At 74.0% G+C, this 19624-nt stretch carries 16 protein-coding genes; 14 read left to right on the forward strand and 2 right to left on the reverse strand.

From position 1 onward, the window contains the following. Window positions 1-162 precede the first annotated feature (162 nt). The 9 genes from IEZ10_RS32310 (at window position 163) to IEZ10_RS32350 (ending at window position 10085) form a co-directional block, all read left to right on the forward strand. On the forward strand, window positions 163-1032 hold the full coding sequence (locus IEZ10_RS32310) for a universal stress protein (RefSeq protein ID WP_189250314.1): 870 nt from the start codon (window positions 163-165) through the stop codon (window positions 1030-1032). After that, on the forward strand, window positions 1032-1538 hold the full coding sequence (locus IEZ10_RS32315; protein ID WP_189250315.1) for a CBS domain-containing protein: 507 nt from the start codon (window positions 1032-1034) through the stop codon (window positions 1536-1538). The genes IEZ10_RS32310 and IEZ10_RS32315 overlap by 1 nt, the downstream gene beginning before the upstream one ends. Beyond that, on the forward strand, window positions 1522-2424 hold the full coding sequence (locus IEZ10_RS32320) for a universal stress protein (RefSeq protein ID WP_189250316.1): 903 nt from the start codon (window positions 1522-1524) through the stop codon (window positions 2422-2424). The genes IEZ10_RS32315 and IEZ10_RS32320 overlap by 17 nt, the downstream gene beginning before the upstream one ends. A 338-nt stretch (window positions 2425-2762) precedes the next feature. After that, entirely contained in the window at window positions 2763-3659 is an 897-nt protein-coding gene (locus IEZ10_RS32325; protein ID WP_189250317.1) for a universal stress protein, read from the forward strand. Then, window positions 3656-5962 carry a heavy metal translocating P-type ATPase gene (locus IEZ10_RS32330; RefSeq protein WP_189250318.1) on the forward strand — a complete coding sequence of 769 codons (2307 nt, stop codon included), beginning with the start codon at window positions 3656-3658 and terminating at the stop codon, window positions 5960-5962. Before IEZ10_RS32325 ends, IEZ10_RS32330 begins: the two co-directional genes overlap by 4 nt. 227 nt (window positions 5963-6189) lie before the next feature. Continuing rightward, window positions 6190-7191, forward strand: a complete 1002-nt coding sequence (locus IEZ10_RS32335; protein ID WP_189250319.1) for an Acg family FMN-binding oxidoreductase — start codon at window positions 6190-6192, stop codon at window positions 7189-7191. 179 nt (window positions 7192-7370) lie between these two features. Beyond that, entirely contained in the window at window positions 7371-8210 is an 840-nt protein-coding gene (locus IEZ10_RS32340) for a universal stress protein (RefSeq protein ID WP_189250320.1), read from the forward strand. A gap of 142 nt (window positions 8211-8352) precedes the next feature. Beyond that, window positions 8353-8796: a CBS domain-containing protein gene (locus IEZ10_RS32345; RefSeq protein WP_189250321.1), complete on the forward strand. Its 444-nt coding sequence runs from the start codon at window positions 8353-8355 to the stop codon at window positions 8794-8796. Further along, window positions 8793-10085: an ArsB/NhaD family transporter gene (locus tag IEZ10_RS32350; RefSeq protein WP_189250322.1), complete on the forward strand. Its 1293-nt coding sequence runs from the start codon at window positions 8793-8795 to the stop codon at window positions 10083-10085. Before IEZ10_RS32345 ends, IEZ10_RS32350 begins: the two co-directional genes overlap by 4 nt. 7 nt (window positions 10086-10092) lie before the next feature. On the opposite strand, the gene IEZ10_RS32355 is transcribed toward IEZ10_RS32350, so the two are convergent. Next, on the reverse strand, window positions 10093-10671 hold the full coding sequence (locus tag IEZ10_RS32355; protein WP_189250323.1) for a TetR/AcrR family transcriptional regulator: 579 nt from the start codon (window positions 10669-10671) through the stop codon (window positions 10093-10095). Window positions 10672-10729: 58 nt separating this feature from the next. On the opposite strand from IEZ10_RS32355, the gene IEZ10_RS32360 reads away from it, so the two are divergent. Continuing rightward, a complete protein-coding gene (locus IEZ10_RS32360) occupies window positions 10730-11875 on the forward strand; it encodes an FAD-dependent oxidoreductase (protein ID WP_189250324.1) in 1146 nt (381 codons plus the stop codon). 144 nt (window positions 11876-12019) lie between these two features. Continuing rightward, complete coding sequence (locus IEZ10_RS32365) at window positions 12020-12934, forward strand: SDR family oxidoreductase (protein ID WP_189250325.1); 915 nt, start codon at window positions 12020-12022, stop codon at window positions 12932-12934. 100 nt (window positions 12935-13034) lie between these two features. Here the strand turns inward: IEZ10_RS32365 and IEZ10_RS32370 are convergent, their stop codons facing one another. Continuing rightward, a complete protein-coding gene (locus tag IEZ10_RS32370) occupies window positions 13035-14009 on the reverse strand; it encodes a helix-turn-helix transcriptional regulator (protein ID WP_189250326.1) in 975 nt (324 codons plus the stop codon). Between the two features lie 367 nt (window positions 14010-14376). On the opposite strand from IEZ10_RS32370, the gene IEZ10_RS32375 reads away from it, so the two are divergent. The 3 genes from IEZ10_RS32375 to thyX all read left to right on the forward strand — a co-directional run bounded on the left by IEZ10_RS32375 (window position 14377) and on the right by thyX (window position 19594). Further along, entirely contained in the window at window positions 14377-16512 is a 2136-nt protein-coding gene (locus IEZ10_RS32375; protein WP_189250327.1) for an anthranilate synthase component I, read from the forward strand. A gap of 252 nt (window positions 16513-16764) precedes the next feature. Then, window positions 16765-17916: an AI-2E family transporter gene (locus IEZ10_RS32380; protein ID WP_189250328.1), complete on the forward strand. Its 1152-nt coding sequence runs from the start codon at window positions 16765-16767 to the stop codon at window positions 17914-17916. A gap of 43 nt (window positions 17917-17959) precedes the next feature. Further along, a complete protein-coding gene (gene thyX, locus IEZ10_RS32385; protein ID WP_189250329.1) occupies window positions 17960-19594 on the forward strand; it encodes an FAD-dependent thymidylate synthase in 1635 nt (544 codons plus the stop codon). The last annotated feature ends 30 nt before the right edge of the window (window positions 19595-19624 follow it).

Below are 19624 nucleotides of genomic sequence, written 5' to 3' on the forward strand. Positions count from 1 at the left end.
CGTGCGGCCCCCGGCCGCGGCGCGCCCGCGCCGCCCCGTGACGCGGCACGCGGACGCTACCGGCACCCGGACCGGAAGTCCCTGGTGGACGGGTCTTTCGGCCGCTGCGGCGGCCCCGGGCCCGGGTGTCGGATGGACGGTGACGGACCCAAGGAGGGCGACATGACAGCGCACGTACTGGTGGGTGCGGACGGCTCCGCTCCGGCGCGGGCCGCGGTTCGGTGGGCCGCCGACGAGGCGGTCCGGCGCGGCTGGGCCCTGCGGATCGTGCACGTGTGCGAACCGTGGACCTACGACCTCCCGCTCCAGACCCCGCCGGGCTTCCACGACTCCATGGCCGCGTACTGCCGGGGGATGCTCGACAGCGCCGCCGACCTGGCCCACGAACACGCCCCGCAGCTGGAGGTGAACAGCGTGCTGGAGCCGGGCAGGACCGTGGAGGTCCTGCGCCGCGAGGCCGCCGACGCCCGGGAGGTCGTGGTCGGCAGCCGCGGTCTCGGCGGGTTCGCCGGCCTGCTGCTCGGCTCGGTCTCCCTGGCCCTGGCGGGGCGCGTGGGCGTTCCCGTCGTGGTGGTCAAGGGGGAGCCGAGGGAGCAGCCGTTCGGCGAGGTCGTCGTCGGCTTCGACGGCTCGGCCCACTCGGTGGCGGCCCTGGAGTACGCCTTCGAGGACGCCGCCCGGCGCGGTGCCCGGCTGCACGCCGTGCACACCTGGCAGATGCCCGTCGTGGGACCGGGCGCCACCGCCTACACGCCGCTGATCGAGGAGATCGCCGCCTCCGAGCGGCACGTCACCAGGGAGGCGCTCACCCCGTGGCGGGACAAGTACCCGCAGGTGGAGGTCACCGAGACGGTGGTCTGCGGGCACCCGGTCGCGGTCATCCGCGACGCGTCGCGGAACGCGGACCTGGTGGTCGTCGGCTCCCGCGGGCTGGGCCGCACCGGCTCCGCCCTGCTCGGCTCGGTGAGCCACGGCGTGCTGCACCACTCCCACTGCCCCGTCGCCGTGGTGCGCGCCCACGGGGAGGCGTGATGGACGTGCAGAGCCCGCCGGACGTCCGCGACCTCACGGTCGGCCGGGTGATGAGCCGGACGCTCGTCGCCGTCGACCCCGACGAGTCCCCGCTGCTGGCCTGGGAGATCATGCGCCGGGCCGGCGTCCACCACCTGCCGGTCGTGGACGGCGACCGCCACCTGGTGGGCGTCCTCACCCGGGAGGACATCACCGCCCGCTGGTCGGGCGGCCCGGCCGAGCAGTCCAGGGTTCGCGTCCAGGACCTGATCTCCGGGCGCCGCTGCCCCCGCATCTCGGCGCACGCGCCGCTGCGGGAGGCCGCGGCGGCCATGATCGGCGCCGGGACCGCCGCGGTCCCGGTCCTGGGGGAGTCGGGGACCGTCGTGGGAATGGTGACCACCACCGACATCCTGCGGGCGGTGGCCGGCCGGATCGCCGAGGAGACCGGCGAAGGGGAGCCGCCGGAGCTCATGACGGGGATGTTCCGCCTGGTCCCGGTGCTGCCGCATGACTCGTGGCGTTGACGCGCAGCTCGCCGCGCGGATCCACTTCCTGGCCCGGGTCGCGTACGGCGCCGCGTCCCGCCCCCGCGCGGGACGCGAGATCGTCGTCGCGTTCGACGGGTCACCGCAGAGCCGCGCCGCCGTCGGGTGGGCGGCGCGGGCGTGCGGGGTGCGCGGCGGGAGGCTGACCGTCTGCCACGTGTGGGACGGTCCCCGGGCCGAGCGCGAGGCGGCGGTGACCACGCGCGAACGCGGCCTCGCCGGACTCGTCCTGTCGGAGGGCGTGGAACTGGCCGAGCGGCTGCTGCCCGGCCGCGCCGTGCGGTCGGTGCTGTTGCGGGGGGACCCCGGGACGGAGCTGGTCTCGCTCGGCCGGACGGCGGAGATGCTGGTGCTCGGCACCCGGGGCCGCGGCGGCATGGCCGGGCTGCTCGTCGGCTCGGTGAGCGTCCACGTCGCCACGCACGCGGCCTGCCCCGTGCTGGCCGTACGGGGGACCGCCGAGGCGGCGGGGGGCGCGGAGACCGTCGTGGTCGGGGTGGACGGGTCGGACTGCTCGCTGGCGGCCCTGCGGTTCGCACTCGAGTACGCCCGGGGGCACCGGCTGCCGGTGCACGCGATCCACGCCCGCCGGGACGGGCCGGGCAGACGGGGGGAGGAACTGGAGCGGTGGGTCGCCGAGGCCGTCGCCGCGCTGCCCCGGGGAACCGCCGGGGTGACCGTCACGACCAGCACGGTCGGCGGCCCGCCGCTGCCGGTGCTGCTGCCCGGCAGCCACCGGGCCCGGCTGCTGGTCGTCGGCTCGCGCGGGCTCGGCCCGGTGCGAAGCCGCCTGCTCGGCTCGGTCAGCCGGGAGCTGCTCCAGCGGGCCGGGTGCACGGTGGCGGTGGTCAAGGACCGCGACTGAGACCCACGCGGACCCGCGCGGACCGGCGCACGCTCCCCGGAGGTGCACGGGCCGAGAGACGGGGCGGCCCGGGAAACGGGCCGCGGAGCACGACGGACCGGCCCGGGAAACGGGCCGCGGGGCACGACGGACCGGCCCGGGAAACGGGCCGCGGAGCACGACGGACCGGCCCGGGAAACGGGCCGCGCGACGGGGCCTTTCCGGGCCGGAGAAGATCCGGCGACGGCCCCGCCGGGAAACGGGCCGAAAGTCCCCCGGCGGCGGGCCCAGCGGCTCTGGGAGCCCCGCCGCCCCGCGCAGACGCTTGAACCGACGGCCCCCTACCCGAGGAGGAGACCATGTCCTCGAACGACACCGGCCGGCCGGTCCCCGGAGCGGCCGGCGGCCCCGCGCCCGTCATCGTCGCGGTGGACGGCTCACCCGACGCCGCCAGGGCGGTCCGGTGGGCGGCCGACGACGCCTTCCGGCGGCGGCTGCCGCTGCGCCTCGTGCACGTCGTGGAGCGCGGGCCGTACGACATCCCCCGGTTCTCCGCCCCCGAGTGGCCGGGAACGCTCGTCGTGAGCGGCCGCCGCGTCCTCGACGAGGCCGAGAACCAGGCGCGCGCCCGCCAGCCGACGCTGGAGGTGGCCACCGAGCTGATCGAGGGGTCCCGGACGAGGAGCCTGTGCGAGCAGGCCGCGGACGCCGCCCAGATCGTGCTCGGCAGCCGCGGCCTGGGCGGCTTCGCCAGCGCCCTGCTCGGCTCGGTGAGCACCTACGTCGCCGGGCACGTCCGCTGCCCGGTGGTCGTCGTCCGCCCCGGCGGCGAGGAGCACCGCCGCGAGGTCGTCGTCGGCGTCGACGACTCCCCGCAGTCCGACCCCGCCCTCGCCTACGCCTTCGAGCAGGCCAAAGCGCGCGGCTGCCCGCTGCGCGCGGTCCACGCCTGGCAGCTCCCGGTGCACGCCTTCGCGCCCGACGTCACCTACGACATGGACGAGGTCCGCCGCTACCAGGACCGCATGGTGCGTGAGAAGCTCACCGCCTGGCGGGAGAAGCTCCCCGAGGTGCAGGTGATCGAGGACGTCTCCAGCGCCCACCCCGTCGACGCCCTCGTCGAGGCGTCGGCGGACGCCGACCTGGTCGTCGTGGGCTCCCGGGGCATGGGCACGATCGGCTCGGCGATCCTGGGCTCGGTCAGCCGGGGGGTGCTGCACCACGCCCGCTGCCCGGTGGCGGTCGTGCGGGCATGAACCCCGGCCGCGCCGCGCATCGGGCCACCGCCGTCCTGCTCGCGGTCACCGTGGCCGGGCTGGTGTGCGGCGGCGCGCTGTACCTGGCGGGCGAGGTCACCGCGGCCGGCGCCGTGTGGGCGGCGGTCACCGTCGTGGCCCTGGCGCCCGCGGCGTGGTGGGTGGTCTCGGCGCTGCGCGGCGGCCGGGTGGGCGTGGACGCGATCGCCGTCCTCGCCCTGGGCGGAGCGCTCGCCGTACGGGAGTACCTCGCCGGCGCGCTGATCGGCGTGATGCTCGCCACCGGCCGGGCCCTGGAGGAGCACGCGCTGCGCCGCGCCCGGCGCGACCTCACCGCGCTGTACGAGCGCGCCCCCCGCTCGGCCCGGCGCTACGAGGACGGCGAGCCCCGCCTCGTGCCGGTGGACGTGGTCCGCCCCGGCGACCTGCTGATGGTCCCCGCGGGCGAGACCGTCCCCGCCGACGGCGTCGTCGCGGCCGGCTCGGCGCTGCTGGACGAGTCGGCGCTGACCGGCGAGTCGCTGCCGGTGGAGTACGGCGCCGGCCGGCCGGTGCGCAGCGGCGCCGTCAACGCCGGCGCCGCGTTCGACCTGCGCGCCACCCGCACCGCGGCCGACAGCGCCTACGCCGGCGTCGTGCGGCTGGCCAGGGAGACCGAGGCGGCGAGCGCCCCCGTCGTACGGCTCGCCGACCGCTTCGCCGCCTGGTTCCTGCCCGTCACGCTGCTCGCGGCCGGGACGGCCTGGTGGCTGTCCGGTGACCCGGTCCGCGCCGTCGCCGTGCTGGTCGTCGCCACCCCCTGCCCGCTGCTGCTGGCCGCGCCCGCCGCGATCGCCTCCGGTCTGTCCCGCACCGCCCGCCACGGCGTGGTCGTCAAGGGCGGCGGGGCGCTGGAGCGGCTCGGGCAGGCTCGCACGCTGGTGCTGGACAAGACCGGAACGCTGACCTCGGGCCGGCCGCACGTCTCCGGCGTCGTGGCCGCGCCCGGCGCCGACCCCGGCGACGTGCTGTGCTGGGCCGCCGCGGTGGACCGGATGTCGTCCCACGTGCTCGCCGAGGCGATCGTCCGCGCCGCCCGGGAGCGCGGCATCTCCCCGCCGCAGCCGTCCGGCGTCGTCGAGCGGCCCGGCACCGGCACCGAGGGGCTGGTGGAGGGCCACCGCGTCGAGGTCGGCAAGGCCACCGCCCCCTCCCACCCGGAGTGGGAACGCGTCCAGCGGGCGCGGGCCGCCCTGGACGGCGCCATGACCGTCTGGGTGACCGCCGACGGCGACCCGGCCGGGGTGATCCTGCTCCGCGACACCGTGCGGCCCGACGCGGCGCGGACCCTGCGCCGGATGCGCGACGCCGGGATCGAACGGGTGGTCATGCTCACCGGCGACCGCCCCGAGGTCGCCGAGAGCGTCGGCGTGGTCCTCGGCGTGGACCGGGTGCTGGCCGGGCAGACGCCCGCGGACAAGGTCGCGGCGGTACGGCGGGAGACCGGCCGGGCGGTGACCGTGATGGTCGGCGACGGCGTCAACGACGCCCCGGCCCTGGCCGCCGCCGACGTCGGGGTCGCCATGGGCGCCCGGGGCTCGGCCGCCTCCACCCAGGCCGCCGACGTGGTGCTCACCGCCGACCGGCTGGACCGCCTGGCCGACGCCATGGACGTCGCCCGCCGCTCCCGGCGCATCGCCGTGCAGAGCGCCGCCGCCGGGATGGCGATGTCGCTGCTCGCCATGGCCGCCGCCGCGGCCGGGATGCTGCCGCCCGCGGCCGGCGCGCTGCTGCAGGAGGCCATCGACATCGCCGTGATCGTCAACGCGCTGCGGGCGCTGCGCCCGGCGCACGGCACCCGCCCGGCGGTGGACGCCGCCACCGAGTCCCTACTGCACCGCTTCGAGCTGGACCACTCCTCGCTGCGGCCCCCGCTGGAGCTGATCCGCCGGACCGCCGACGAACTGGGCGAACGTCCCGGCCCCGAGGACCTCGGACGCCTGCGGGAGGTTCACCGCTTCCTCACCGGACGGCTGCTCCCGCACGAGCGGGCCGAGGAGCACGCGCTGTACCCGGCGATGGGGCAGGTCCTCGGCGGCCCGGAGGTGACCATGACGATGAGCAGGGCGCACGCCGAGATCGAACGGCTCGTCCGCCGGCTGGGCCGCCACCTCGACCTCGCCGGCGACGCCGGGCTCCGCCCGGAACAGCTCGACGACCTGCGCTCCTGCCTGTACGGCCTGCACGCGGTGCTGCTGCTCCACTTCGACCAGGAGGAGGAGGCGTACTTCTCCCTCGCCCTCGGCGCCCGCTCCCCGGCGTGACCCCCGCCGCGGTCCGGGGCGGCGGCCGGGCCCTCCGGCGCCGCCGCACCGGGGGCCCGGTGGAGGGCGGGTCCGTACCGGGGCCATGGTCCCTGCCATCGGGGACTTTCGCCGCTGACCGCCCGGCCGCCGCCCGGGGACGATCGACGAAAGGAGGCGATGATGACGACCAAGGATGGCACGGGCGCGCGGGCCGCCTCCGCGCGGACGCCCGGCGGAGGACGGTCATGAGCGCTCATCCGATCGAGGAGATCATCTCGGCGACGAGGGCGGCGGTCCAGGCCGCGGTGTGGGCGCCGTCGGTGCACAACACCCAGCCGTGGTCCTTCACCGTCGAGGGCGACGAGATCGCCATGCGCGCCGACAGCGACCGCAAGCTGCGGACCGGCGACGCCGCCGGCCGCGAGCTGCTGATCAGCTGCGGCGCGGCCCTGACGAACGTCCGGCTCACGCTGCGCCGCCTCGGCCACGAACCCCTCGTGCGGGTCCTGCCCGACCCCGACCGCCCCGCCCTGGTGGCGACCGTGCGGGTCGGCGGGACGGTCGTCCCCGACGAGCACACCGTCCGGCTGCACGCCGAGATCGAACGCCGCCGCACCCACCGCGCCGGGTTCACCGAGCTGCCCGTCCCCGAGCGCCTGGAGGAGACGCTGGCCGCCCAGGCCGCCGCCGAGGGCGCCCGGCTCACGCCGATCCGCGCCGAGGCCGCCGTCCGGGTGCTCGCCGCGCTCACCTGCGCCGCCCAGGACGTGCAGTCGCAGGACCGGCTGTTCTCCCTGGAGGTGGTCCGCTGGGCCCGGCCGCCGGGCAGCACGCGCGGCGACGGCGTCCCGGCCGGCGGCTACCCCCGCGAGCCCCGGCGGACGCGCCCGCACTTCGCCCAGCGCGACTACGCCCACGGCCACCCGTGGGGCAACGACAGCGACCAGTTCTTCGGCACCTCCACCGGCACGGTGGCCGTGCTGACCACGCGCGGCGACTCCCGTGAGGACTGGATCACCGCCGGTCAGGCCCTGCAGCGCGTGCTGCTGCACGCCTCGGCGTACGGCCTCAGCGCCGCCTTCCACACCCAGGCGCTGGAGGCGTACCACCTGCGGGAGTTCATCCGGCAGGAGCTGCTGTCCGGCGAGTACCCGCAGATGATCATGCGTCTCGGGTTCACCTTCGACGAGAACGCCGCCGTCCGGCGGCCGGTCTCCGAGGTGCTGGAGGAACGCCCGCCGCACTGACCCGCCGGGCCGCTCCGGTCGGTACGGGCCGGGGCCCCGCCGGCTCGCGTGGCGATCACCGGCCGGCGAACAGGCCGGCGGCGCGGGGAACCAGGGGAACCGGGAAACCAAGGGAACCGGGGGAACCGGGGAACACCGTACGACCGGGCCGCGGGCCCGCGAGAGCAGGGGAGGACACCGTGATCCTGGTGGGAGTCGACGGCTCGCGCGCCGCTCTGGACGCCGTGAGCTGGGCGGTCCGGGAGGCCCGCCTGCGCCGGACCGCGCTGCGCGTCGTGCACGTCATGCCGGCCTGGCCGCTTCAGATGGCCGAGGACGCTCCGTACGCCGACGTGGGCCGGTGGATGCGCGACGGGGCCGCCGCCACGCTGACCGGCGCGCTGAGGCGGGTGGAGGAGGAGGGCGGCGGCGTCGAGACGGACACGGAACTGCTGCCCGGCGAACCCCGGAGCGCGCTGCTGGAGGCCGCCCGGGAGGCGGAGCTGCTGGTGGTGGGCAGCCACGGGCTGGGCGGTTTCCGGGGGATGCTGCTCGGTTCGATCGCGCTCGGCGTGACCGGCCGCGCCTCCTGCCCGGTGGCCGTCGTGCGCGACCTGCCCGCCCACTCGCGCGGCGAGGTGGTCGTCGGCGTCGACGGCTCCCCGGGCGGCGCGGCGGCCGTCGATTTCGCCTTCACCGAGGCGGCTCTGCGCGGCGCACCGCTGCGGGCCGTCCACGCCTGGGGACGGCCCGCGACCCCGCTCCCGGTGCGCGCGGTGGCCGGGGGCGAGCGGCGGGCACTGGCCGAGGCCCTGGCCGGCCGGGGCGAGAGCCACCCCGACGTCAAGGTCGTCGAACAGGTGGAGCAGGGCCACCCGGTCGACGTGCTCAGGGACCTGTCCGCGCGGGCCGACCTGCTGGTCGTGGGGTCACGCGGGCGCGGCGAGCTGGGCGGCCTGCTGCTCGGCTCGGTGAGCCACTCGCTGATCCACCACGCCGCCTGCCCGCTGATCGTGGTCCCCTGCCCGCCGGAGCGCTGAGCCCCGTCCCGCGGCCCCCGCCGCGGCGGGGGCCGACCCTCCTGGAGCCGTCCCGCGGCGCCTTGATAGGTTGACCGGCGGGGTGAGCCGGGAAGTCTGGTCGGCGCTTCTGTCGTCGACCCCGAAAGTGCCGGTGCATCCGATGCGCGCCCGCGACCTCGTCAGTGACTTCCCCACCATCTCCCTCGACGCCCCGGCGGCCGACGCCGCCCGGATCGTGGCCGACCGGCACCTGCTGGCGCTGATCGTCGTCGACGCCGGCGGCTCGCCCGTCGGCGTGCTGCCCGCCACCGCGGTGCTGCGCCTGGCCGTGCCGCGCTACTGCCTGGACGATCCCGCGCTGGCCCGGGTGGTGGACGAGGCGCACGCCGACGCGTTCCTGCGGTCGCTGTCCGGGCGCACCGTCCGCGACTGCATGCCGGACGACCCCCGCGAGCTGCCGGTGACCGACCCCGACGCGACCGTGCTGGAGGTGGCCGCGCTCATGGCGCGCACCTCCAGCCCGCTGGTCGCGGTCATGGACGACGGTCGCCTGCTGGGAGCCGTCCTGCTGACCAGGCTGCTGGGCCGGGTGCTGTCGTCGTGACGGCCACCGCGTGGCTGACGGTCGCGATCTTCCTCGCCGCGTACGCGCTGATCGCCACCGAGAAGGTCAACCGCGTCGCGGCGGCGCTCGGCGGGGCCGGCATCATGCTGGTCATCCACGCCACCGACGGCCGGGCCGCGTTCTTCTCCGAGCACTCCGGGATCGACTGGAACGTCATCTTCCTGCTGCTCGGCATGATGATCATCGTCGGGGTGCTCAAACAGACGGGCGTCTTCGAGTATCTGGCGATCTGGGCCGCCAAACGGGCCAGGGGCCGCCCCTTCCGGCTCATGGTGCTGCTCCTGGTGATCACGGCGCTCGCGTCGGCGCTGCTGGACAACGTCACCACGGTCCTGCTGATCGCCCCGGTGACGTTCCTGGTGTGCGAGCGGCTCGCGCTGCCGGTCGCGCCGTTCCTCATCGCCGAGGCCATGGCTTCCAACATCGGCGGTGCCGCCACCCTGGTCGGCGACCCGCCCAACATCATCATCGCCAGCCGCGGCGGACTGACCTTCAACGACTTCCTCGTCCACCTGGCGCCGCTGGTGGTGGTGCTGATGATCGTGTTCATCGGCCTGTGCCGCCTGCTGTTCCGCAGGGCGTTCGTCTACGATCCCGAGCGCGCCGCGGAGATCATGCAGCTGAACGAGCGCGAGGCCATCGCCGACCGCCGGCTGCTGTGGCAGAGCCTCACGGTGCTCGTCCTGGTGCTGGCCGCCTTCGTCCTGCACCCGGTGCTGCACTACGAGCCGTCGGTGGTGGCGATCCTCGGCGCCGGGATCCTGGTGGCGGTCACCAGGGTCACCACCGAGGAGGCGATCCGCGAGGTCGAGTGGCCCACCCTGGTGTTCTTCGCCGGGCTTTTCGTCATGGTCGGCGCGCTGGTCGAGACCGGCGTCATCAAGCAGGTCTCCCAGGCCGCCGTCGAGGCCACCCAGGGCCGCCTGGGGGTGGCCACGCTGGGCCTGCTGTGGATCTCCGCCGTCATCTCGGCGATCGTGGACAACATCCCCTACGTGGCCACCATGAGCCCGATCGTCGCCGAGCTGGTGAACGCCAACGGAGGCAACGGCCCGGCGCAGGTGCTGTGGTGGGCGCTGGCCCTCGGCGCCGACCTGGGCGGCAACGCCACCGCGGTCGGCGCGGCGGCCAACGTGGTCGTCCTCGGCATCGCCGCGCGCAACCGGACGCCGATCAGCTTCTGGGAGTTCACCAAGTACGGCCTCGTCGTCACCTTCGCCACCGTCGCGATCGCCACGCCGTACCTGTGGTTCCGTTACCTCGCCTAGTCCTCTCCTACCGTCCCGGGTCATCGTGCACGGCGCAGCCGTGCACGATGACCCGGACGGTGTTCCGGACGACGTCCCTGCCGACGCTCCCGGGCGGCGCGGTGACCAGGGTGAACAGCGCGCCTCCGTAGAGCGCGATCAGGGCGGGGATCTTCTCGCGCGGGATGGCGAGGCCGAGTTCGTCGTGGTGGCCGGCGGTGATCCGCAGCGACGTGTCCTGCAGGCGCGCGAGCGCCGAGGCGAGCGCCGGTCGGCGCACGGCCTCCAGCCGTAGTTCGAAGATCGCCAGATAGCGGTCGCGCAGCGTGGTCGCCGCGGTGAGCAGCGACTCCGTCAGCAGGTCGACCAGCGTCGCGGGGTGCCCGGTGGCCCGGCCGGTGTCGGCGTGATGGAGCTCGGCGATGCGCTCCGCGGCGGCCACCAGCAGCGCCTCCCGGTCGCGGAAGTAGTTCGAGGCCGTGCCCGGCGGAAGGCCCGTGTGCCTCTCCACCGCTCGGTGGGTCAGCCCGTGCACGCCCGATGACGCCAGCAGCTCGATGGCGGCATCGGCCAGAGCCCGGCGACGGGCCGGATTGGTGGGCGGCATGCGGCCATGCTACCAATAGGCGTACTAGTACGATCGTAGTGAATCGGTGGGAGGCCCGATGAGGATCGTGGTGGTCGGCGCCGGGCTCGGGGGAGTGGCGGCCGCGGTGGGCCTGCATCGCCTGGGCCATGAGGTGACGCTCTTCGAACGGGGTGCCGAGCTCCGGGAGGCGGGCACCGGGATCGTGATCATGCCCAACGGGCTCCGCGCGCTGGACGCGCTGGGGCTGGCCGAAGGCGTTCGCGGGCACGCCGTGCACGCCGCCCGCGCGGGACTGCGGGACCGGCGCGGGCGTCCGCTGCTGGTCACCGATGCGGTTCAGGCGCAGCAGGACGTCGGGACCCCGGCCATCGTCGACCGGGCGGAACTGCACCGGACGCTACGCGCCCCGCTGCCCGCCGACCTGGTGCGAACCTCGGCTCCGGTCGAGCGCCTGGAACCCGGCCCCGACGGGGTGACCGTGATCAGCGACGGAGAACCCGTCGCGAGAGCGGACGCCGTGATCGCCGCCGACGGCATCCGCAGCGCGTTGCGCGGGCAGCTCTTCCCCGGCCACCCCGGGCTGCGGCGGACCGGCCGGATGGACCTGCGCGGCATGCTGTCCCGTCCTGCCGGCCTGGCGACGGACCTGCTCGCCAATCAACTGGTCGACCGCCGCAGCGGGGCGATGTTCGGTCTGTTCCCCGTCGGCGAGGACCGCCTGTACTGGTTCACCGACTCCGTGCTGCACGGCGCGCCCCCCGGCGCGGAGGAGGCGCGCCGGGGGATGCTGTCCCTGATGGCCGACTGGCATCCCCTCGTCACGGAGCTGATCGAGGCCACCCCGCCCGCCGACGTCCACGTCGATCCGATCACTCGTCTGGCCGGACCCCTGCCCTCGTTCGCGGTCGGCAGGATCGCGCTTCTCGGCGACGCCGCGCACGCCATGCCGCCCGACCTCGGCCAGGGCGCCAGCCAGGCCTTCGAGGACGCGGCCGCGCTGATCCGCCATCTGGCCGGCGCCCGGCCGGCGGACGTGGCCCGGCGGCTCCTGCGCTACGACGCCGAGCGCAGGCCCGTCGCCAACCGCATGATGCGGGCGGCGTCCCGGCAGTCGCGGCTGACCTCGCAGACCGGCGCCGCCGCCTGGCTGCGCGACGCGCTGCTGCGCGCCGTACCGTCCCGGCTGGCCACCCGGCGGCTCGCCGCCCTCTGGCGCGCCTAGGTTCTGTTCTGCGGATCCTCGCCGTGGTGAGGATCCGCAGAACAGAACCCAGCGGGCGCGCGCTCCGGGGCTGGTGGAGGATCACCGAGGATCACCGGGAAAACATGACACTGGGTGTCCTCTTTTCCCGGCAGCGTCATCCCCATGCACAACACGCTGAAGGACAAGGTCGCCGTGGTAGCCGGGGCGACGAGGGGAACGGGACGGGCCATCGCGGTGGCGCTGGGCGAGGCGGGCGCCACCGTCTACTGCACCGGCCGGACCACCCGCGGGGCGCGGTCTGAGATGAACCGCCCCGAGACCATCGAGGAGACCGCCGAGCTGGTGACCCGCGCCGGCGGCCGGGGCGTCGCCCAGCGGGTCGACCACCTGGAGAGCGACCAGGTGCGCGCGCTGGCCGAGCGGATCGGCCGCGAGCACGGCCGCCTCGACATCCTCGTCAACGACATCTGGGGCGGCGACATGTTCGCCAAATGGGACGTCCCGGTCTGGGAGCACCCGCTGGACGACGGGCTGCGCCTGATGCGCCTGGCGATCGACACCCACCTCATCACCAGCCACCACCTCCTGCCCCTGATGATCGGGAACCCCGGCGGCCTGCTCGTCGAGGTGACCGACGGCACCGCCGAGTACAACGCCGCCAACTACCGCCTCTCGGTCTTCTACGACCTGGCCAAGACCTCGCTGAACCGCCTGGCGTTCTCCATGGACCACGAGCTGCGCCCGCACGGCTGCGCCGCCGTCACGCTGACGCCCGGCTGGATCCGCTCGGAGGCGATGCTGGAGCACTACGGCGTCACCGAGGACAACTGGCTCGACGCCACCGCCAGGGAGCCGCACTTCGCGATCTCCGAGTCGCCCGCCTTCGCGGGCCGGGCCGTCGCCGCGCTGGCCGCCGCCGACGACCGCGCCCGCTGGTCCGGGCGGACCGTCTCCAGCGTCCAGCTCGCCCGGGCGTACGGGGTCACCGACGTCGACGGCAGCGTGCCCGACGCCTGGCGCTACATGGAGGAGGTGCAGAGCAAGGGCAAGCCCGCCGACGTCACCGGCTACCGCTGACCCGCCGGTGGCCCGCTGCCGTCCCGCCGGGGCACGGCCTCGGCCGTGTCCCGGACCGGCGCGCGGGCCCGCCGGTCACGGGGCCGCGCGATCCGTCACCTCAGCCCGGCACGGCCTCGTCCCCGGGCCCGCCGTACAGGGCGTTCATCCGCGCGGCCGCGTCGGCCAGGAGCGCGCGCAGCTCCGGCGGGTCGAGGACCTCCGCATCGGGCCCCAACCCCAGGAGCTGGCCGTAGGCGACCTCCAGCGACTCGACGGGCAGCGACACCGTGACCCGGCCCTCCCCGTCGGATTCGGTGGCCGACGCCAGCGCCTCGTCCAGGGCCGCCGGGTCGGCGAAGACCCGCAGCCGGCGGCGGCCGACGGGGCTCAGCCGTACGGTGACCCGGGTCCGCAGCAGCGAACGGGCGAACTCGGCGGCGCGCTCCTCCCAGAACGCCGCCAGGTCGAAGCCGCGGTCGCGCTCGAAGCGCCGGTCGGTGTGCGCCTCGACCCCCGAGAACCGGTCCACCCGGTAGATCGCCGACCGCGTCGCCAGGTACCAGACCCCGGCCTTGAGCACCAGCCCGTACGGCTCCAGCGTCCGGGGCGCGCCCCGGTAGAGGCCGGTGACGGGGTGGTCGCCCCACACCGCCCTGGCCAGCGGGGCCAGCGCTTCCGGAGGCGGCCCGCCCCCGGCGAACCAGCCGGGGGCGTCGAGGTGGAAGCGCTGCGCGGCGCTCGCGGCGGCGTCGCGCGCACCGGGCGACAGCGCCGCCGCCGCCTTCAGCCGCGCCGAGGCCGCCGCCTCGCCGAGCCCCATCTCCCGCAGCGCCCGCGGCACCCCGGACAGGAACAGCGCCTCCGCCTCGGCCCGGTCCAGGCCCGTCAGGCGGGTGCGGTAGCCCTCCAGCAGGCGGTAACCGCCGCCCCGGCCGCGGTCGGCGTAGACCGGCACCCCGGCCTCGGACAGGGCGAGCACGTCGCGGTGGACGGTCCGCTCGGAGACCTCCAGCTCGCGGGCGAGCTCCGCGGCGGTCATCCCGCCGCGCGCCTGGAGCAGCAACAGCAACGACATCAGCCTGGCCGCACGCACCCGCCGACCCTAACCCGCCCGCCGTACGGCCCGGCCCGGCCACCCGGCCCCGCCGCGCTCACCGTACGACCCGCCCGCCGTAAGCCTCCGGGATCCGGGCACCGGGCCGCCGCGCCCGCCGTACGACCCGCCCGCCGTGCGACCCGCTCACCGTGCGGTCCGGTCCGGTGCGGGCACGTTGCATGATCACGGTTTCCGCCGGTACCCTTGCGGCATGCGAGACCTCGACACCCTCCAGTGGTGGCGCCGCTGCTAGGCGGCGCGTGTTTCGCATTCGCGAAGTGGACAGACGGCCGCCCGGGAAGGCGGCCTTTTCTGTTTCCGCCTCCTTCCGGGCATCGAGCGACCAAAAGGGACGAGGCTGCAAGTGGAGACCAGCGGATATACCACTGCCGGTGGCATCGGCGTCGAAGTCACGACGTCCGATGTGCCGGAGACCATGCTGGAGGACGTCGTCACCGCTCTCGGCGAGCGCCGCGGCGGCGTGCTCTCCTCGGGGATGGAGTATCCCGGCCGCTACAGCCGGTGGCACCTGGCCTACGCGGACCCCTGCCTGGAGATCGTCGCCCGCGGGCGCAGGATCTCGGCCCGCGCCCTGAACGCCCGCGGCCGGGTCGTGCTGCCCGCCGTCGCCTCGTGCATGCTGGCCGCCGGCAAGCCCACCGGCGAGCCGACCGCCGACCACGTCGAGGTCCACGTCGCCGAGTCCGAGGACATCCTCCCCGAGGAGATGCGCAGCCGCCGGCCCACCGTCTTCACCGCGATCCGCGAGATCATCGCCGCCTTCAGCGGCGAGGACGAGCACCTGGGCCTGTACGGCTCCTTCGGCTACGACCTGGCCTTCCAGTTCGAGCCGATCCGGCAGGTCCTCACCCGGGCCGACGACCAGCGCGACCTCGTGCTGCACCTGCCCGACCGGATAATGGTGGTCGACCGCAAGCGGGAGACCAGCAGGGAGTACCTCTACGAGTTCACCGTGGACGGCGTCTCCACCCGCGGCCTGGCCCGCGAGGGCGAGAGCGTCCCGCTGCCTCCCGCCCCCGCCGAGGTCCCCGCCGCCCCCGTCAAGGGCGCCTACGCCGAGGTCGTCGCCGCGGCCAAGGAGAAGTTCGTCCGCGGCGACCTGTTCGAGGTCGTCCCCGGCCAGGTCTTCCACGGGGTGTGCACCGACCCGGCCGGCTTCTACCGCACCCTGCGCAGGCGCAACCCGGCACCGTACGAGTTCCTGTTCAACCTCGGCGACGGCGAGCACCTGGTCGGCGCCTCCCCGGAGATGTACGTCCGCGTCAACGGCGACCGCGTCGAGACGTGCCCCATCTCCGGCACCATCGCCCGCGGCGGCAACCCCATCGAGGACGCCGAGGCCATCCGCACCCTCCTGAGCAGCGTCAAGGAGGAGTCGGAGCTGACCATGTGCACCGACGTCGACCGCAACGACAAGTCCCGCATCTGCGTGCCGGGCAGCGTCCAGGTCATCGGGCGGCGCCAGATCGAGATGTACTCCCGCGTGATCCACACCGTCGACCACATCGAGGGCCGCCTGCGCCCGGAGTTCGACGCCCTGGACGCCTTCCTCACCCACATGTGGGCCGTCACCGTCACCGGCGCCCCCAAGACCTGGGCGATGCAGTTCATCGAGGACCACGAGGAGACCACCCGCCGCTGGTACGGCGGAGCCGTCGGCTACATCGGCTTCGACGGCTCGATGAACACCGGCCTGACGCTGCGCACCGCGCAGATCCGCGGCGGCGTCGCCGCCGTCCGGGCGGGCGCGACCCTGCTGTTCGACTCCGACCCCGAGGCCGAGGAGCGCGAGACCGAACTCAAGGCCAGCGCGCTGCTCGAAGCCCTGGCCGCGGTCGGCGAGGAGCGCGAGCAGGCGCCGGCCCCCGAGGCCCCCAGGACGGGGGAGGGCATGAAGGTGCTGCTCGTGGACCACGAGGACTCCTTCGTCAACACCCTCGCCGACTACTTCCGCCAGCAGGGCGCCGAGGTCGTCACGCTGCGCCACGGCTTCCCGGTCGCCATGATCGACGAGATCGCGCCGTCCCTCGTGGTGCTCTCGCCCGGTCCGGGCTGGCCCGTCGACTTCGGCCTGTCGTCGCTCATCGACGCCCTCTACGAGCGCGACCTGCCGGTGTTCGGCGTCTGCCTCGGCCTGCAGGGCATGGTCGAGCAGGCCGGCGGCACGCTGGAGCTGCTGGCCAACCCCGAGCACGGCAAGCGCGGCCAGGTCAGGAGGGCCGGCGACAGCGCCCTCCTCGACGGCCTGCCCGAGGAGTTCGTCGCCGCCCGCTACCACTCGCTGCACGCCAAGCGGCCCGGCCTGGTGGGCTTCACCGCCACCGCCCTCACCCCCGACGGCGCGGTGATGGCGATCGAGGACACCGAACGGCGGCGCTTCGCCGTGCAGTTCCACCCCGAGTCGATCCTCACCGCCGAGGGCGGCGCCGGAGCAAAGATCATCGCCAATGTCCTCCGGCTCTGCCGCACCCCCGTGTAGTCCGCGTTCCGTGCTCCTGACGCGCTCCCCGGCCTGAAGGACCTCTGTCGCCCGATCGCCTGGACCATGCGGTGAGCTCCAGGTCGATCCGGGTGAACCGGCCGTTCCCGGAGGTCACGCCGAACCGGGCGACAGAGCCGTGAAGGCCGGGGATCCGGCCCGCGCCGCGCCGGCGCCTCACCCGCGTCGGCCCGGGTCCGTGCCGGGTTCCCCGCCGACGCGGGCCCGGCCGGGTATGTCTAAGGTGTTCTCGTGGCCGCCCCGCTGAACGCCGAGAAGACCCGCGCCGCGCTGCGCACGTCGGCACGCGTCTCCCTGGAGACGCTGCTCGTCGTGCTGATGACCGCGGTGGCCCTGTGGATCTTGGGGCAGATGTGGTCCGTCATCTGGCCGCTCGTCATCGCGCTGCTCCTGACCACCCTGACCTGGCCCGTGACCCGCTTCCTGCGCCGGCGCGGCTGGCACCCCACCCTGGCCGCCTCGGTCGTGACCCTGCTCTTCCTCCTGGTCGCCGCAGGCATCGTGGTGCTCATCGTCGTCCCGGTGGCCTCCCAGTCCGGCGAGCTGGTCACCGGCGTGGGCGACGGCATCCAGCGCCTGCGCGACTGGGCCTCCGGGCCACCGCTGAACTTCGGCGACAGCCAGGTCAGCAACGTGTTCAACACCGCGGTCACCCGCATCCAGTCCAGCGTCGGCAGCATCGTCACCGCCACTCTCAGCGGGGTGGGCACCGTGGTCAACGGCCTGGTCACCACCGTCCTGGCGCTCTTCCTGATGTTCTTCTTCCTCAAGGACGGCCCGCGTTTCCTGCCGTGGCTGACCCGCCAGCTCCCCGGCCGTCTCGCCAGGGACGTGCCGGCCGTGGCCACGCGCGGCTGGGACACCCTCGGCTCGTTCGTCCTCTCCCAGGCGTTCGTCGGCCTGCTCGACGCCGTCTTCATCGGTATCGGCCTGTGGATCGTGGGCGTGCCGCTGGTCCTTCCCCTGGCCGTCCTGACCTTCGTCGCGGCTTTCGTTCCCATCATCGGAGCCCTGTTCGCCGGTTTCGTCGCGGTCCTCATCGCGCTGGTGTCCAACGGCCTGACGGACGCGCTGATCGTGCTCGCCATCATCGTCGCCGTGCAGCAGCTCGAGGGGAACGTCTTCCAGCCCATGGTGCAGAGCCGTGGCCTGGGCCTGCACGCGGCGGTGATCCTGCTGGCGGTGACGCTGGGCGGCAGCCTGGCGGGCATCGTGGGCAGCCTGCTGGCCGTACCCATCACCGCCCTGATCGCCGTGGTGTGGAACTACCTGCGCGAGCAGCTCAGCGATCCGCTCCCCGCGCCCCCCGAACCGGAGACCTCCGGACCGGACACCGGGGGCGGCCGGCCCGGGCGCCGGGGGCGTCCGGAGAGGCGGCGCTAGGCTTGCCTGTGCCCGCGAACCGCCACCGGAAGGTCTACCGCCCATGGACGACAGTCAGCCGCGTTTCCTCGACGACGTCACCGTCGAGCTGGTCAGGCACAGCGCCTCGGACACCGACGTGCTCTGGGCCGCGCGGGTGTCGACCGCGGGGGAGCAGTCCCTGGAGGAGATCAACAAGGACCCGGAGCGGTCCAAGGGACTGATCAACTACCTCATGCGCGACAGGCACGGGAGCCCGTTCGAGCACAACTCCATGACCTTCTTCGTCAGGGCGCCCATCTTCGTCTTCCGGGAGTTCCACCGTCACAGGGTGGGATGGTGTCTGGCGGGTGACTCTGAGATCACACTAGTGAGCGAGAAGGGGAACATCCGCAGGCGGACGATCGCCGAGCTCTATAGGCTCTGGCATCACGGAGTCGAAGACGCCCTGCCCAGCTCTGGTGGAGGGGTGACGTGGAAGAAGAGCGCCGGGAAGTGGAGCGCTCAGGTCAAATACGCTAATAAATCCCACTATCTGGGGCTGCACGAGACGAGAGAGGCCGCTGAGCGGGTGGTGGCCGAGTTCAGGGCCGAGCACCCCTCCAAGCGGCTGCGCAAGCTCGCATCCGTCCGTCGCAACCACGTCCGCTGCTACGACGAGACGACTCTGCTCGCCTCCCGCGCCCGGATTCTGGACGTCATGGAGTCCGGAGTGAAGCGGCTGATCCATCTCACCACGGAGAGCGGCCGGTCGCTGAGGTGCTCGGTGGACCATGCGGTTCTCACACCTGAAGGGTGGCGAAAAGCCGGAGAACTGGAAGTCGGAGACCAGCTCATGGCCGCGGCCACCGCCGTACCTCCTTCGGAGGCGTTGGTTCCGCCCTCCCTGCGGCGCGGGATCGGTGTCTGGACGTCCATGCAGAGGCTCCGGTTGATCAGGGAGACGGACACGTGCCACCTATGCTTCAGGAGCTTCCCGCGTGAGGAACTTGCGCTCGACCATGTGGTTCCTGTGGCTGCAAACCTGTTGAAAGCCCTTGATCCAAGCAATCTCATGCCTGCCTGCTCGCCATGTCACCGGAAGAAGAGTGACGCCGAGCAGGCACTCGCCAAGCGAGGAGGGAAGGTCTCGATCGCGAAACCCGACCCGATCGTCTCGATCGAGGACGGTGGCGAGGAGATGACCTATGACCTGTCGGTCGAGGGTCCTTGGCACAACTTCCTCGCCAATGGAATCGTCGTTCACAATTCCTACAACGAGGAAAGCGGGAGATACAGGGAGCTGCAGTCCGATTTTTACGTTCCGGGTAGGGAGCGCAGGCTCGTCCAGGAGGGCCGGCCGGGCAAATACGTGTTCGTCGAGGGGACCGACGAGCAGCACAAGCTGGTGACCGAGGCGATGGAGGCCTCCTACCGGCAGTCCTACGCCGCCTACCAGGAGATGCTGGAGGCCGGCGTCGCCCGCGAGGTGGCCAGGGCCGTGCTGCCGGTGGGCCTGTTCTCCTCGATGTACGCCACCTGCAACGCCCGGTCCCTGATGCACTTCCTGTCGCTGCGCACCAAGAGCGAGCAGGCCAAGGTGCCCTCGTTCCCGCAGCGGGAGATCGAGATGGTGGCCGAGAAGATGGAGGCCGTCTGGGCGGGGCTGATGCCCCTCACCCACGCTGCGTTCGTCGCCAACGGCCGCGTCGCCCCCTGACGGGGGTTACCGGGTCGTCCCGCTCTGAGC

This window comes from Streptosporangium pseudovulgare (genome assembly GCF_014648055.1).
Taxonomy (GTDB): domain Bacteria; phylum Actinomycetota; class Actinomycetes; order Streptosporangiales; family Streptosporangiaceae; genus Streptosporangium; species Streptosporangium pseudovulgare.